The 15,263-nt window shown below is 71.0% G+C and carries 15 protein-coding genes; 8 read left to right on the top strand and 7 right to left on the bottom strand.

From position 1 onward, the window contains the following. Positions 1–51 precede the first annotated feature (51 nt). From PWG71_RS10935 to PWG71_RS10955, 5 genes are all read right to left on the bottom strand, one after another. A complete protein-coding gene (locus tag PWG71_RS10935) occupies positions 52–1,938 on the bottom strand; it encodes a S9 family peptidase (RefSeq protein ID WP_274809546.1) in 1,887 nt (628 codons plus the stop codon). A 686-nt stretch (positions 1,939–2,624) separates the two neighbouring features. After that, positions 2,625–2,933 (bottom strand): GNAT family N-acetyltransferase, encoded by a 309-nt coding sequence (locus tag PWG71_RS10940; RefSeq protein ID WP_274809547.1) that lies wholly within the window; start codon positions 2,931–2,933, stop codon positions 2,625–2,627. 398 nt (positions 2,934–3,331) lie between these two features. Then, positions 3,332–3,733, bottom strand: coding sequence for a nuclear transport factor 2 family protein (locus PWG71_RS10945; protein WP_274809549.1), 402 nt, complete (start codon positions 3,731–3,733; stop codon positions 3,332–3,334). Between the two features lie 79 nt (positions 3,734–3,812). Continuing rightward, entirely contained in the window at positions 3,813–4,037 is a 225-nt protein-coding gene (locus PWG71_RS10950; protein ID WP_274809550.1) for a (4Fe-4S)-binding protein, read from the bottom strand. Positions 4,038–4,351: 314 nt separating this feature from the next. Beyond that, positions 4,352–4,981 carry a TetR/AcrR family transcriptional regulator gene (locus PWG71_RS10955; protein WP_274809552.1) on the bottom strand — a complete coding sequence of 210 codons (630 nt, stop codon included), beginning with the start codon at positions 4,979–4,981 and terminating at the stop codon, positions 4,352–4,354. Positions 4,982–5,103: 122 nt separating this feature from the next. Here PWG71_RS10955 and PWG71_RS10960 point away from each other — a divergent pair, with 122 nt between their 5' ends. Together PWG71_RS10960 and PWG71_RS10965 are read left to right on the top strand one after the other, a co-directional pair. Continuing rightward, complete coding sequence (locus PWG71_RS10960) at positions 5,104–6,153, top strand: methyltransferase (RefSeq protein ID WP_274809554.1); 1,050 nt, start codon at positions 5,104–5,106, stop codon at positions 6,151–6,153. Between the two features lie 134 nt (positions 6,154–6,287). Further along, entirely contained in the window at positions 6,288–7,013 is a 726-nt protein-coding gene (locus PWG71_RS10965; protein ID WP_274809555.1) for a flavodoxin family protein, read from the top strand. A 50-nt stretch (positions 7,014–7,063) separates the two neighbouring features. Here PWG71_RS10965 and PWG71_RS10970 read toward each other — a convergent pair whose 3' ends face one another. Continuing rightward, the gene (locus PWG71_RS10970; RefSeq protein ID WP_274809556.1) at positions 7,064–7,531 is read right to left on the bottom strand and encodes a MarR family winged helix-turn-helix transcriptional regulator; all 468 of its coding nucleotides are present in this window, start codon (positions 7,529–7,531) and stop codon (positions 7,064–7,066) included. Positions 7,532–7,642: 111 nt separating this feature from the next. On the opposite strand from PWG71_RS10970, the gene PWG71_RS10975 reads away from it, so the two are divergent. The 6 genes from PWG71_RS10975 (at position 7,643) to PWG71_RS11000 (ending at position 14,696) form a co-directional block, all read left to right on the top strand. After that, complete coding sequence (locus PWG71_RS10975) at positions 7,643–8,404, top strand: MerR family transcriptional regulator (RefSeq protein ID WP_274809557.1); 762 nt, start codon at positions 7,643–7,645, stop codon at positions 8,402–8,404. A 205-nt stretch (positions 8,405–8,609) separates the two neighbouring features. Continuing rightward, a complete protein-coding gene (locus PWG71_RS10980; protein WP_274809559.1) occupies positions 8,610–10,175 on the top strand; it encodes an MFS transporter in 1,566 nt (521 codons plus the stop codon). A gap of 73 nt (positions 10,176–10,248) precedes the next feature. Then, complete coding sequence (locus tag PWG71_RS28790) at positions 10,249–10,701, top strand: alpha/beta hydrolase family protein (RefSeq protein ID WP_446725007.1); 453 nt, start codon at positions 10,249–10,251, stop codon at positions 10,699–10,701. Between the two features lie 102 nt (positions 10,702–10,803). Further along, positions 10,804–12,474 (top strand): alpha/beta fold hydrolase, encoded by a 1,671-nt coding sequence (locus tag PWG71_RS10990; protein ID WP_274809561.1) that lies wholly within the window; start codon positions 10,804–10,806, stop codon positions 12,472–12,474. 425 nt (positions 12,475–12,899) lie between these two features. Then, complete coding sequence (locus PWG71_RS10995) at positions 12,900–13,256, top strand: hypothetical protein (RefSeq protein ID WP_274809563.1); 357 nt, start codon at positions 12,900–12,902, stop codon at positions 13,254–13,256. 453 nt (positions 13,257–13,709) lie between these two features. After that, entirely contained in the window at positions 13,710–14,696 is a 987-nt protein-coding gene (locus tag PWG71_RS11000) for a putative PEP-binding protein (RefSeq protein WP_274809565.1), read from the top strand. Positions 14,697–14,875: 179 nt separating this feature from the next. Here PWG71_RS11000 and PWG71_RS11005 read toward each other — a convergent pair whose 3' ends face one another. Further along, positions 14,876–15,226, bottom strand: a complete 351-nt coding sequence (locus PWG71_RS11005) for a hypothetical protein (protein ID WP_274809567.1) — start codon at positions 15,224–15,226, stop codon at positions 14,876–14,878. Between the last annotated feature and the right edge of the window lie 37 nt (positions 15,227–15,263).

Genomic DNA, 15,263 nt, shown 5'->3' on the forward strand with positions numbered 1-15,263 from the left:
TCCTGCCTTTGGGCTCGCCGGGGCGGGACGGGATGGTGCGGTATGCGGCGGTCAGCTCTGACCGAGCCGTCCGCCGAGGTGCCGGGCGATGAAGCGGTCGGCGGCCTCGAACACGGCCATCTGGTTCTCGGGGTTCACGAACCCGTGTCCCTCGCCCTCGACGACCATGTATTCGACCTCCACGCCGCGCGAGCGCAGGGATTCGACGATGTTGTCGGACTCGGCCTTGACGACCAGCGGGTCGTTGGCGCCCTGCACCACCATCAGCGGGGTGCGGACCCGGTCGATGTGGGTGATCGGCGAGCGGGCGAGCATGTCCGCCTCCTGCTCGGGGATCTCGGGGTCGCCGATGTACCGGTACCAGTTGTTGATCAGGCCGGGCCGGACGAACGGGGGCTGGGTCCGCATGAAGTTCGCCAGGTCCGAGATCCCGACGACGTCCACGGCCGCCGCGAACCGGTCGGGGGTGAAGGTCACGCCGACCAGGGTCGCGTACCCGCCGTAGGAGCCGCCGACGATCGCCACCCGGTCCGGGTCGGCGTACCCCTGGGCCACCGCCCAGTCCACCCCGTCGATCAGGTCGTCGTGCATCTTGCCCGCGAACTCGCCGATCGCGGCCTGGGTGTGCGCCTTGCCGAACCCGGTCGAGCCGCGGAAGTTGACCTGTAGCACCGCGTAGCCCCGGTTGGCCATCAGCTGGGCCGGAGGGGAGTACCCCCAGGAGTCGCGGGCCCAGGGGCCGCCGTGGACCAGCAGCACCAGCGGCAGGTTCTTCGGCTCCACCCCGACGGGCAGGGTGAGGTAGGAGGGCAGGGTCAGCCCGTCGCGGGCGGTGATGGAGACCGGGCGCATCGGCGCCAGCGTCTCCGGGGCCAGGTGCGGGAAGGGCCGGAACAGCAGTCGGGACTCCCCGGTGGTGTGGTCGTGGAACCAGGTGGCGCCGGGGTCGCGGTCGTGTTCGAAGGAGACGACCCAGCGGCGGCCGTCCCGGTCGGAGGACACGTGGGACAGGTCGCCCTCGGAGAGCTGCTCCAGGTCGGCCAGCACCTCGGCGAAGTGCGGGTCCAGGGCGTGGACGACCTGGCGCTCGCCGAGGTAGCGCACCCCCAGCAGTTCCCCTCGGTGGTCGCGGATCAGCGGGTCGGGCACGGCGGGGTCGACCATCGTGCGCGCGTCGACGTCGAAGTTCGGGTGGCTGTCGACCTCGGTCTCCTCGCCGGTGGCCAGGTCGACCCGGACCAGGCGGGTGCGGTCGGTGCCCCGGTTGGAGACGATCCACAGGCCGGTCCCGTCCGGCGTGATCTGCCACGGCGACCCCACGGGGTAGTCGGCGCCCTTCCATTCGAGGACCTTGTGCGGCTCGCCGGTGGCGGGGTCGCGGCGTGAGAACTCCACGTCTCCCCGGTCGGTCAGCTCGGACAGGAACAGTGCTCCGTCGCCCGCCTGGACCCAGATCTTGCCGGGGCCGGGGCTCTGGGCCAGCAGGCTGAGCTCGCCCGTGGCGATGTCGAGCTCGTGGGAGTCGAACGTCGCGGGGTCGCGGGTGTTCAGCAGCAGGGTCACCTTCCCTGGGCCGACCGGGGACGGGGAGAATCCCAGGACCGTGGCCCCGGGGAAAGGGGTGAGGTCGACCGCCGCCGATTCCGGGGTGTCGAGATCGACCCGGTACAGGTGCCATCTCTGGTCCCCGCCGTCGTCTTGGAGGTAGAGCAGGTAGCGCGGGTCGTCGGCCCACTCGAAGCTCTGCACGCTGCGGATCTGGTCGGCGGTGACCGGGCGGGGCTCGGAACCGGGTTCGAGGTCCTGGACCCAGACGTTGAGCCGGTTCTTCCAGGGTGCCAGGAAGGCGATCCGGGTGCCGTCCGGGGAGATCGCCGCGTTGGTACGCTGCGGCGAGTCGAAGAGGTCCTCGATGGTGTGGAGCTTGGGAAGTGCCATGTCGTCCAGTCCTTGCTTCCGCGGCGTCGCCGGTGGTCAGGTGCTCTGCGATTCAAGCCGTCGGGGCGTCCACCGGGTAGTGACGCCGCGTCAACACCCGCACATGACGTTGGTAGGGGTGAGGACGTGACGTGGTGTCACTGGCGCGGCGATCGCCCCTGATGAGACCGTTTCCCCGGGCCTCGGAAGGCCGGGGTCCCGACAGGCCGCACGGCCGTGGAGAGGGGCAGGGACACCATGAAGGCGGCACGGCTGTACGCGGAGGGGATCTCCGCGTCGAGGAGGTGCCCGAACCGGGTCCCGGCCCGAGGCAGGTGAAACCGCGGAACGTCTTCCCCGGCGTCCGTGGAGGCGACCTGCGCGTCTACCACTCTCCCGACGGGCCTCGACTCCGGCCACGCGCAACCGCTCACCGGGGCGACGCCGCCGGAGGTCCCCCGGGCACGAGTTCTCGGGTACCGCGGTCGAACCGGGCGAGGGTGTGACCGGCGCCCGACCATCGCGGCGCTCGGTCCCACGATCCTCGACCCGGTGAACGAGGATCTCGCGGCGGCGGTCGCCGGGCTGAGCGGCGGAGACGGAGCCGTCCACGCGCTGCGCGGAGGCTTCGGAGCGAAGGTCCTCGTGCGGCCGTGGTCGCCGTCCGGGCCGCATTCGATCAGCCGAATCGGATCGGCGGGATCCGGTCAGTCGCCGACCTTGCTCCGGGACCGGTACACCAGGTCCTGGTACTCCGGGTGGCGGGAGATCCAGGCCGCGAAGAAGGGGCAGGTCGGCAGCGCCCGCAGGCCCGCGGCCCGGGTCTCGTCGAGGGCCGTGCGCACCAGCGCCGAACCGACGCCCCGGCCCTCGTACTCCGGCGCCACCTCGGTGTGCACGAACGCGACGAGCTCGTCCGTACGGATGTACTGCGCCACCCCCGCCACCTCGGACGCCCCGTCGACGCGGGCCTCGTATCGCTTCACCTCGGGCACGTCGTTCACTTCGACAGCCATGATCACTCCTTCTCCTTCTGACGACTTCCGGTCAACGGCACACTATGTGAATCTAGTTGACTAATCAACAACTGGCAGTGGGGACGCGTTCCCCCTGTGGCTGCCGCGGCGACTCCCCCGCGAGCACCCGCCACCGCTGTGCGGCCCAGGCGGTCAGGCCGGTCCAGAACGTCGCGAACACGGCCATGACGCACGCTCCGAGGAGCATGAGGGCGCGCGCTCTCGCGAAACTCCCGCACGGTGACGAACACCGATGGGAAACCCTGGGCCCCGAACCAGGTCAAGCGGAACCGCGCTCCGGGGCGACTCGACCAAGATTCCTCTGACCGGCCCGGAACACCCGTTCCGGGACCCGACCCGTTCACGGCACGACCTGGCGGGCCGTCCCGTGAACGAGTTCAGACCATGGGGTTCTTGCTGGCCGTGGACTCCGGGAGGGTGAGGTCCTGGACGACGTCCCAGTGCTCGACGATGCGGCCGTCCTCCAAACGGAAGATGTCGACGATCACCACCGGGCCGGGCCCCCAACCGTGGACGAGGCTGTGGGTGAAGACGAGGTCGCCCTGGGCCGCGGTGCGCTGCGGCTCCCAGGAGAACCCCTCCAGGCCGGGCACCACGGCGCGCAGGGTGTCGAGGCCGTCGGGCATCCGGGGGCTGTGCTGCACGTACGGCTCGGCCCAGTACCGGTCCAGCGCGGTGAGGTCCTTCTCGATGAAGAGCTCCCGCATCGCGGTGAGCACGATCTCGGTGTTGCGCTCGGCCGGCTCGGTTTCGGTGACGGTGCCGTGGGTCATGGTCATGCCTCCGTGATGGTTTCGACGAGGTCGTACAGGGTGCCGTCGACGGTGACGTCGGAGCACGGGCTCGAAAACCGTCGTCTCAGCCGACGTGGCGGTAAGCGAGCGCGCCCGAAGGGCAGCGCCGCACCACCTCGGCCGTGCGATCGGCGGAGGCGTTGTCCGGCTGGATCCACGGACGCCGTTCGATGGCGAACACCTCGGGCAGACCGCGGACGCACTCGGCGGCGTGCCGACAAAGCTCCGCCTCGAAGGTGACCGCGATCGAACGCCCCTCGTACGTCTTCTTTCCGGATTCGCCGCTCATGCCTGCCCCTGTCAGCGCGGTGCCCGCCTCCGACCGGCTCGGGCCGGTCCGGGCCTGTTTGGTTCGACCTGGTCGTCACGCTAGCAACATGTAGTTGATACATCAACTCACTTGCTGGAAATTGACTGTCCAGACCTCGACTTTCGAAACACCATAAACCCACTTCAGGGCAGGTTTTCGACACTCCGCACCGGCATCAGAATTTGATGATTAGTCAACCAGTGGGGTTTAATCATGCGTATCACCGCCACCAGAGAAGCGGCTACCCGGTCATCGAGAGACCGTTGGGGGGAAGGGCGATCCGACAGACGAGATCAGCCGGACTCCGGCCCGCCCAGGGCCGCGACCGCCTGGGCACCGAGCCAGGATTCGGCCCGGCCGTGGTCCCAGCCGCAGTCATGGAGCAGGGTGCGCCAGGCGGCGATCCCGAAACAGAACCAGAGGCGGTCCGAGACCTCCTCGGTGTCCAGGCCCTCGGGCACCAACCCCTTCGCGACGAGGACGGTCGCGGCTTCGCGCAGCGCGCCGCGGTAGCTCCCCATGACCTGCTGCCAGATCCGGTCGGCGCCCTCGTCGCCCAGCGAGGCGTACAGCAGGTCGATCGAGTCGCCGAAGCGTTCGTGGTCGGAACGGGTTCCCCGGGCCAGGCAGGCGGTGGCCGTGGCCAGGTCGGGCGCGGAACGGAGTTCCTCGATGGTCGCGGGGGCCGAGGATTCGGCCACGTCGAGCCTGAGCAACTCGCGCAGAAGCTCGGCCTTGGTACCGGCGCTGGCGTACACCGTCTTGACCGCGGTTCCGGCCTCACGAGCGATGTCGGACATGGTCACTCGCGGATACCCGCGGCTGACGAACAGCCTCCGCGCCGCGTCGAGGATCTCCTCGCGGGTGCGGGCGGCGTCGCGTTCGCGGCGGGGGGAGCGGTAGGTCCTGGGCTCGGAAGACACGTCCGGATTCTAACTTCTACACACTTGACGTATTCAATGCACACCTTCTAACCTCAATTTTGGCCGATAGCGCGGACGCACTGCTGAGCGTGCGGTCCGAACCCAGGGAAACGAGATTCACCATGGCCCCAGAAGTGGCATCGGCCCCCTCGAACGAGCAGTCATCCGGCACGCTCTCCGCTCAGATGGCGGGGATGTTGTCGGGGTTCGCCGTCTCCCAGGCCCTCTACGTGGTCGCCAAGCTCGATCTCGCGGCGAAGCTGCTCGCGGGACCGCGGACCGCCGCCGAATTGGCGGAGGAGACCGGCGTGTTGGAGGACCCGCTGCGCCGGGTCCTGCACACCCTCAGCGGCGTCGGTGTGGTGACCCACCAGGCGAACGATCGTTTCGCCGTCACCGACCTGGGCGCCACCCTGGCCGAGGACACCCCCGGCTCCCTGCGCGGAACCGCGCTGCTGTGGATGGAGACCCACTACGAGGCGTTCGGGGAACTCCTCGGCACGCTACGCACCGGCCGAACCGGGTTCGCGCTGCGCCACGACCAGGAATTCGTCCCCTACCTGCGCGAACACCCCGAACACCTGCCCAGCCTGACCTCAGCGATGGCCGAGCTGAACGGGGGACCGCGTCAGGCCCTGCTGTCCGACTACCGGCTGCCGGAGGGCGAGGTCGTCGCGGACATCGGCGGCGCCGACGGTTCGGTGCTCGCAACCCTCCTGGCCGACGCGCCCCGGCGGCGCGGCGTCGTCATGGACCTGCCCGGGGTCGTCCCCGCCGCCACCGCCCGGATGAGCGCGGCCGGACTGGCCGACCGGGTGAGTGTGGTCGGCGGCGACTTCTTCGCCGGGGTGCCCTCGGCCGACGTCTACCTGCTTTCCGCGGTCCTGCACGACTGGTCCGACGAGGACTGCGCGCGGCTGCTCGCGCGCATCACGGAGGCGGCTCGACCGGGTGCCCGGCTCGTGGTGATCGAGTCGCTGCTGCCCTTGGGCGACGAGCCGCACCCGAGCAAGCCGAGCGATCTGATCATGTTGACGATGGCCGGCGGGCGGGAACGTACCGAGTCCGAGTACACGGCTCTTCTGGGCGCTGCCGGGTTCGTCGTCGACAGGACCGTCGTGGCCCCGGTCGGCGGTTACTGCGCCATCGAGGCGACCCTCAAGGCCGCTTGAAGACCGCACACCGGGCCCTCCCCAAGTCGTCGGCCCGCCCCGTCCCGCCTTCTCTTCGCCGCCGACCAGCGAACCGAACGGACAACAGAACCGAATCGCCGGTCAGCACGACCGAACCTCCGAAAGGACATCCCATGACCGTACCCGTGAACGAGAAGCCCGACTTCAGAGGGCTGCGCGCGCTCTACATCAACTGCACCCTCAACCGGTCCCCGCAGCTCAGCCACACCCAGGGGGTGATCGACCGCAGCGCGGCGATCATGGAGGCGAACGGGGTCAGCGTGGACCGGTTCCGCGCCGTCGACCACGACATCGCCACCGGGGTCCGCCCGGACATGACCGAACACGGGTGGGAGACCGACGAGTGGCCCGCGCTGCTGGAGCGGGTCCTGGCCGCCGACATCCTGGTCATCGCCGGATCGATCTGGCTGGGCGACAACAGTTCGGTGACCCGTCGGGTGATCGAGCGACTCTACGGCTACTCCGGTGTGCTCAACGAGCAGGGGCAGTACGCCTACTACGGGCGCGTGGGCGGCACCCTGCTCACCGGCAACGAGGACGGCCTCAAACACTGCGCGATGAGCATCCTCTTCAGCCTGCAGCACATCGGTTACACGATCCCGCCCCAGGCCGACGCCGGTTGGATCGGTGAGGTCGGCCCCGGCCCGTCCTACCTGGACGAGGGCTCCGGCGGCCCGGAGAACGACTTCGCCAACCGCAACATCAGCTTCATGACCTACAACCTGATGCACACGGCCGCGATGATCCGACGCGCCGGCGGCTTCCCGGCCTACGGCAACCAGCGCGCGGCCTGGGACGCCGGCTGTAGTCCCGACAACGCCAACCCCGAACACCGCTGACCGTCGGGGAAGGCTGACGCGGATCCGTGCGAGGGGGCCGTGCCGCCGGCTCAGTCCGCCTGCTTCTCCATATGTTCGAGGACGCGATGGGAGAGTCGGGCGAACGTGATGAGCTGGTTCGGGGTCAGGGCATCGATGAACAGACGGCGGACGTGCCCGACGTGCACGGGCGCGGCCTCCTGGATCGCCTGGTAGCCGAGAGGAGTGGCGACGACGAACGCTCCGCGCGCGTCGTCGGGGCATTCCCTCTTGGTCACGAGTCCGCGCTTCGCCATCCGCGTGACCTGGTGGGACATGCGGCTCTTCTCCCATTCGGCGAGTTTGGCCAGTTCCAGGAAGCGCATCTCCCCGTCCTTCGCCTCGGTGAGCCGGACGAGGACCATGTAGTCCGCGGCGGACAGTCCGGAGTCGGAGCGAACGAGGCGGGACAGCCTTCCGATGAGTGCTTCCTGCATGCGGATGAAGTTTTCCCAGGCCCTCTGTTCGTCCGGGCTGAGCCAGCGTGGTTCCTCACTCATGGGAGCAGTCTACAGAGTTCGTTGACACTTCATCGAAATGAGCCCACATGACGACGACGATGAACCCCGGCCGCCGGGGGTCCGTGGATCGCAACTCCGAGGAGTCATACGATGCTCAGCAGTGAACTCGCCGAACTGGCCGGTGTCACCGTCCGCACGCTGCGCCACTACCACCAGATCGGTTTGCTGCCCGAACCACCGCGTTCGGCCGGGGGCTACCGGCGCTACGACGTGGGCGACCTCGTGCGGCTCCTACGGATCGCGAGGCTGACCGCGCTGGGCATCCCCCTGTCCGCGCTGCCGACGGTGCTCGACGACCCCACCGCCGCAGAGGAACTGCTGGACGAACTCGACCGCCAGGCGGCCGCCGAGATCGAACGGCTCAAGACCCGTAGGGCGGACATCGCCGCCCTGCGCAGCAGTGGCTCCCCGCCCGACCTGCCCCCGGAACTGTCGGTGTGGCGTTCGCCCCCTGGGGCCGGGGTGCCCGAGGACATGGCCCGGCTCGAACACGAACAGCTCGTCCTGCTCGGACACGTCCTCGGCCGGGAGGGAACAGTGGGCCTCACCGCCCGGCTCGGCGCGGTGGGCAGGGAGATGATCGCCCGGTTCGAGCCGCTGACCACACGCTTCTACGCCCTCGGCCCCGACACCACGGAGGAGGAGGCCGAGTCGTTGATGGACGATTGGCTCGCCGCGCTCGAACCGGTCGCGGCTCGACTGGTGGGTGTGTCCGACCCCGGTCCGAAGGTCTCGGCCCTGCTGGACGAACTGAACGAGCAGGCCCTCAAACCCGTCCAGCACCGGGTACTGCGCCGTATCCAGGAGCGGTTGGCCCTCGTGCGGCGGCGGAACGGAACCGAGCAGGGCTGACCGGTCCAGGGGCGGGGCGGGCCCGTGCGAACCTCGGCCGGGGGCCACGAACCGCCTCCCGGGCCGGGTACCGGCCCGTACCTCGCATGTCCCGAACCCGTCGACCCCTCTGTGGCGGAGGTCATGACGGGCGCCATTGACTCCGACGCGACGTCGGAGTTTCTACTGGGCGCTGTCCGAACAGACCAACGCTCAGGGGCCCACCATGACCAGCCCTCCCAAGGCCACGACCAGGACCTGGATCGGCCTCGCCGTTCTCGTCCTGCCACTGCTGCTCATCACCATCGACGGAACCGTCCTGATCATGGCCCTGCCCGCCATCTCGGCGGAGCTGAGCCCCACGGGCACCGAGCAGTTGTGGATGATCGACATCTACTCGCTCGTCCTCGCCGGTCTGCTCGTGGCGATGGCGACCGTCGGAGACCGGTTCGGCAGGCGGCGGAACCTGCTCATCGGCGCGGTCCTCTTCACCATGGCATCCGTACTCGGCGCGCTGGCCACGGCGCCCTGGATGCTGATCGGCGCTCGTGCGCTCCTGGGTGTGGGCGGTGCGTTCATGATGCCCTCGACGCTGTCCCTGGTCCGCAACATGTTCCTCGACCGTCAGCAGCGCCGTTACGCGATGGCGGTGTGGGGTGCGATGGCCTCCGTCGGCGCGGCCGCCGGACCGATCGTCGGCGGCTGGATCATCGAGACCTTCAGCTGGCAGGCCGCGTTCCTGATGAACATCCCCGTGATGGTGGTCCTGCTCATCCTGGGTCCGGCTCTGCTTCCCGAGAGCCGCAACCCCGATCTGCACAGGATCGACCTGCCCAGCGTCCTGCTCTCCTTCGTCGGACTGATCGGCGTTGTGTACGGCATCAAGACGCTCACCGGAGACGAGGGGCCGGCCCTGGGCGTCGCCGCCGTGGTCATCGGGCTGATCGCGATCGGCCTGTTCGTTCGCAGGCAGCTCGTGCTTCCCACCCCGCTCATGGACGTCCGGTTGTTCAAGATCCGGTACTTCCGCGGGGCCGTCGTCACGGACGTCCTGTCCATCTTCGCCATGGTCGGAGCCTTGGTGGCGCTCGTCCAGTTCCTCCAGCTCGTGCTCGGTCTCAGCCCGTTGCAGGCATCCGTCTGGCTCATGCCCCAGGCGCTCATGGCGGCCACCGCGGCCTTCGTCGCGGCCGCACTGGTCAAGCGCTTCCTCCCCGCCTACGTGATCGCCCTCGGGCTCACGATCGCGGTGTCCGGGTTCGTGTTGACCGCCTTCCTGACCCCTGCGTCGAGCCCCGTGCTGGTCGGTGCCTCACTGGTACTGGTCTCGCTGGGCGCGGGCATGGGTCTGACCCTGAGCAACGACATCATCATGAGTTCCGTCAAGCCCGAGCGCGCCGGACAGGCCGCCGCGACCTCCGAGACCGCCTACGAGATCGGGATGACCTTGGGCACCGCGGTCCTGGGCGGGGTTCTCGTCTCCTGGTACACCCGGACCGTCCTTGCCGGAAGCCACGCCATGGACCTCACGGCGGGCCTCACCGAGCGGGTGTCCTCGACCCTCGCGGAGGCCCTTCTCGTCGCCGCCGAACTCGGGGGTGACAGCGGAGCCGCCATTGTGGAGCTCTCCCGAAGCGCCTTCACCGAAGCGATCACCGTGACCGGTCTCGCCGGCGCCGGCGTGATGGCCTTCGCCGCGATCTGGTCCCTGGTCACGCTGAGGGGTGCGTCGGCGCACCAGGACCTCGCGGCCGAACACGAGCGCGAGGACCGGCTCGAACACGAGCACTGACCCGCGACCGCCCGGCCCTGCCCGTTCACCCACCCTGCCGGTCGGTGTCGAGCAGGACGACCTGCTCGACACCGTGGACCGGGCCGTCGCCCAGGGCTGCACCGACCCCGACCGCGTCGGTATCCACGGCTCCTCCTACGGCGGCTACGCAACCCTGGTGGGGGCCGCCTTCACCCCGGACCGGTTCGCCGCGGCTGTCGGCCACACCGGCAGGTCCGGCCCGGTCGACCCGACCGAGGGGATCGTCCCGTTCGCCCTCAGCGGTCTCGTGAACGACTACCTGCGCTACTTCGGCGGACGGTCCTCGACCACCTCCCGCCCCACCCGCCACCTTCACCGACGACGCCCGCGGCCTGCCGGCGGACGTGGACCGCACGAACTCCCGGCAGCTCGCCGAACACGCCCTGGCCGCAGAGCGGTCCGTCACGCGTGCTCGGCCGGCGGGAGGGGCAGGGGTGGGGCCGGCACCGCGCCACAGCAGGATCGTGACCGCTTCCGGCCAGCTCGGGTCATTGATGACTTTTGACCGTTTCGTTGTCCGCGGGACGGTGCTTACGGTGGCCGGGCCGATGCACACCCCGGCGTCGCCCCCGCGGCCCCGGCCGGAGAAGCAAAGGAACACCCCCCCGTGCGCACAGCACCCGTCCTCACCTGCGCCGGCACCCTGGCGCTCGCCCTGACCTCATCCCTGGCGGTGGCCGCCCCGGCCGCCGCCGACGACCCCCTCCGGGCCTTCCACGAGCAGGAGGTCGTCTGGTCCCCCTGCGAGGAGCACCTCCTACGCGACGTGGAATGCGCCTGGATCGACGTCCCTCTGGACTACGCGGACCCCGGAGGCGAGCGCGCCTCCATCGCCATCAGCCGCAACCGCGCCTCGGACCCCGAACGACGCCGTGGCATCCTGCTCACCAACCCCGGCGGCCCCGGCGGCACCGGCCGCCAGATGGCCGTCGGCGACCGCCCCGACCACGGTTTCTCCTCCCTGGGAGCGCAGCGCGTCGCCGAGGTCTACGACGTGATCGGGATGGACCCGCGCGGCAGCGGCGCCTCCACCCCCTACCTGGACTGCGGCGCGCACTACCCGGTCACGGACCCCCGGCCCGCCGACGACGCGCTCTCCGGCCACACCCGCGCGGTGATCGCCGCCCAGCGTGCCTGTGAGAGCGCCCACGGCGGCCTGATCCCGCACATGACCACCGAGAGCACCGCCCGGGACATGGACGTGATCCGCGCCGCCTTGGGCGAGGAGCAGATCTCCTACCTCGGACGCTCCTACGGCACCTACCTCGGTGCCGTGTACGGCAGCCTGTTCCCCCAGCGCCTGGACCGCAGCGTCCTGGACGCCGCCGTTCCACCGGAGGGCATGTGGCGCGACGTGTTCACGCTCCAGAGCGAGGGGGACCGGGCCAACGTGGAGCGCTATACCGCCTGGGTGGCCGAGCACGACGACGTCTACGGTCTGGGGTCGACCCCCGAGGAAGTGCTGGCCGTCTTCGAGGAGACCCGCGCACGGCTGGTGGACCGCCCCCGCTACGACCAGTGGCCGGACGATCCGGAACCGTGGATCTTCACGGCGGACCACTTCGACTCACAAGTGGGTTATGGGGCACGTTTCCAGGAGGACTGGGGCCCCTCGACCGCCGTCCTCTGGTACATCGTCAACGACCTGCCCTACCCCGAAGTGGAGTGGCCGGAAGAGCCCGAGTGGCCGGAGGAACCCGAGTGGCCCGACCCCGGGATCGACTACGACAACGTGTCCCTCATGATGGCCGTGCTCTGCGAGGCCGAATGGCCCACACGCCTGTCGGACTACTACGCCGACGTCCGGGAAGTCCGTGAGCGCAGCCCCTACGGCGTCGGGGCGATCTGGCATGTGCCCCAGCCCTGCACCTTCGCCTCGCACACACCCGCCCCACTGGTGGAGCTGGAACGCGAAGGCTACCCGCGCGGCCTGGTCATCGGAGGCGAGTACGACGCCAACACCGTCTACGAGGGGGCGGAGCGCATGGCCGACCGGCTGGACAACGCGTTGATCACCGTCACCGACGAGGGGGATCACACCTTCTACGGGCGCGAGGGGATGGACTGCGTGACGGCGGCGGTGGACGCCTACCTGGTGGACGGCGTCCCGCCCAGGGACACCCGGTGCGCCGGGCGCCCCCGCTCCGAGGACCCCCTCGACCCGCAGGAGGAGATGGGAGGTGCGGCCCGGGTCCTGGACGCCGGCCCACTCCGTGACCCGCTGTGGGCCGGCCCCATCTCCTTCGGGGGCTCGGACGGGGGCCACCGCTTCCCGTAGCGATCCTCATCGCCCCGGGCTCTCCGTCTCCGACGGACTCCGGCGGTCGGACCGATGCCGAACCGGCCGCTGCGTCAACAGCCGGAGGCGCGCACCCGGAGGCCGATACGACCGGAACCGTTGTTCACTGCCGAGGTGATGCCGCCGACAGCGCTGCGCGCGGATGGGACCCGCGAGGACGCCCGCGCCGACCTGATGCGCGCCCGCCACCGCCTTTCCGAACTCCTCCTGCGCCGAGGCCTGCTCCGGGAAGGCGCGAACACCTGGACCAGGGCCCACCACGACCGGATCAGCCGCCACCCCCGCACCGATGCGCTTGCGCACCTCTTCCAGGGGTGGAAGCGGCTTTCGGGTCCGCCACGGGGCGCGCGGATGGGCCCCGCGACCCTCGCCGGCCCACTGCCCCGAGAAGGAGGAACGACACCGTGGGAAACGACCTCAAGGGCCGCGCGACCGACCGTCCGCGCGGCCTCGAACAGACCGGCCGGGACACCGCCCACGGCCGGTGCGCCCCCACCGCCACCGTCGGGCACAACGACGGCGTGGGCGCGCGGACCATCGCGGACGACATCGCCTCCATGGCGGAGCGGTCCCCCGCCCGCGCCTCGACGCGGTGGTACCTCACCCGTACCGAGGAGTGCGCGCTTCGTCCCGGAGGAGGACGGCGCACCCTGATCCGTCCAGCGCACGCGGGACGGGCCCGGGGCGGGGCGCCGGAACGCCGCGTCCCCCGGGTGTTCCGTGGCCCCGCGTTACCTCTGGTGAGGGGCGGAACACCTTGACGGCACCTGGACCATCTCCCTAAAATCAACCGAACCACAAGCAAACACAAGCATTACAACATCGGGATGGCACAGGAGAGCCCGGAGATCCGCGGCGTGCCACCTCGGGATGCGTGGTTCTCCTCTCCGCTCCACTCCTCGGTTTCCCCCTGCTCCGGAGAGGCCGCCCCGCTGCACCCGCCGGTGTCCCCGGCACCGCGGCGGGGCGCCCGAACCGGCCCGCGGCGGACCACCCGGCGGTTCCGGTTCCCCCGTGCGCCGCGTGGCCCCGCCCGGTCGGCGCCCCCATGCCGCCGTTCTCCCCTCGTCCCGGCGGGTGGGCGGCGCCGATCACGCTCCGGCGCCCCGCCGCACCGGCCCGGGACCCGACGGGTCCCCCGCCGTGCGCGCGACCGCCCCGCCTCGCGGCCCCAGGCCGCCCCGGGCCCCGACACGCCGTCCCCTGGAGAGACCGTGGCACACATCGCCCCCCGCTCCGCTCCCGCCCCCGCCTCGCCACGGCCGCCGCGCGCACCGGTGCCCGCCGCCGGGAGCTCGGCCGTGCGGCTGCTCCTCGACATCAGCGGCGACGTGCTGGAACCGGCCTGTGCCGACGAGGCCGACGGTGTGGGGCTGCTGCGCACCGACTTCCTGTTCCACGGCCGCGCGGAGCCGCCCGCACGCGAGGAGCAGACCGCCGCCTACACGCGGATGTTCGCGGCGGTCACGGGGCGCGCCGTCACCGTCCGGGTGCTGAACGCGGGGGCGGGGGTCGCGGGGCCCGCCGCGGCACGTCCGCGGCGCGCGGCGCTGGTGGACCAGCTCGCCGCCCTCGCGGCGGCGGCCGCGCGGACCGGGGCCGACGTGGGGGTGATGGCCCCGATGGTGTCCACACCCGAGGAGGCGGGGGAGTTCGCGGACCTCGCCCGTTCCCAGGGGCTGACCCGGGCCGGGGTGATGGTGCAGGTCCCGGCGGCGGCGCTGCTGGCCGACCGGCTGCTGTACGAGGTCGACTTCGTGACGGTCTGCGCCACCGACCTCGCCCGGTACACGATGGCCGTCGACCGGGCGGCGGACTTCCCCCCGGGCCTGCTGGACCCCTGGCAGCCGGCGGTACTGTCCCTGATCGGCTCGGTCGGGCTGGCGGGCCAGAGCCTTCAGATCCCGGTGGGGGTGTGCGGGGACGCGGTCACGGATCCGCTGCTGGCCCTGGTGCTGGCCGGGCTGGGGGTGACCAGCCTGTCCATGGCCGCCCCGGCCCTGCCGGCGGTGCGCGACGCCCTGGGCCGCCACACCCCCGAGGAGTGCCGGAGCCTGGCCGGGCTCGCTCTGGGGGCGGGCTCGGCCCGGGCGCGCGAGGCGGTCCGGGCGGCCGCCCGCTCCCGGGGCACGGGGGCCGGTCCCGGCGGTTCCGCGGCCGGGGGACGGCCCGCGGCGCGGTGGGGCCGCCGTGCCCCCTGACCTGTCCGGAGCGGGCCCGCCCCCGGGGCGGGAGTGGTGGCGGGGCGGCGCGCTGCGGCACCGGCGGGCGGCTCCCCGGGGCCGCCCGCCGCGAGGGCCGGAGACACCTTCGCCTCCGCCCCCGGCGGGGGCGGAGGCGAGGGGTGGACCCTACGGGACGGGCCGCGGGCGGGCGGCCGTCACCGCCGGCCGCCGGGCGTGCGCGGGTCGAACGAACCGGAGACGTCGACGTTGAGGTCCTCGGCGGAAGAGAAGCCGCGGGCGGTGCGGATCGCCCCGTCGGCGGCCTGCCTCTGCGCCACGGCCACGTAGTCGAGGAGCTGCCAGAGGATCTTCTCCGCCTCGCCCAGGGTCTCCTGCATCCGCTTCGAGTACTCCCCCTTGACCCCCCAGGGCACCTCCTCGAAGGAGGTGATCGCGCCGCGCGCGTCGGCCACCATCTCGTCCGTGAAGTCGGCGGCCTCGTAGATGAGCCTGGTGTCCCGGCCGATCCCGTCGGCGTCGACGGAGAGGCGGTCTGATGCGGACATCGTTCTGCTCCTTTTCGCTGTCTGGTGGCTGCGGTCG

The sequence above is a fragment of the Nocardiopsis sp. N85 genome (genome assembly GCF_028882275.1).
Lineage (GTDB): Bacteria > Actinomycetota > Actinomycetes > Streptosporangiales > Streptosporangiaceae > Nocardiopsis > Nocardiopsis lambiniae.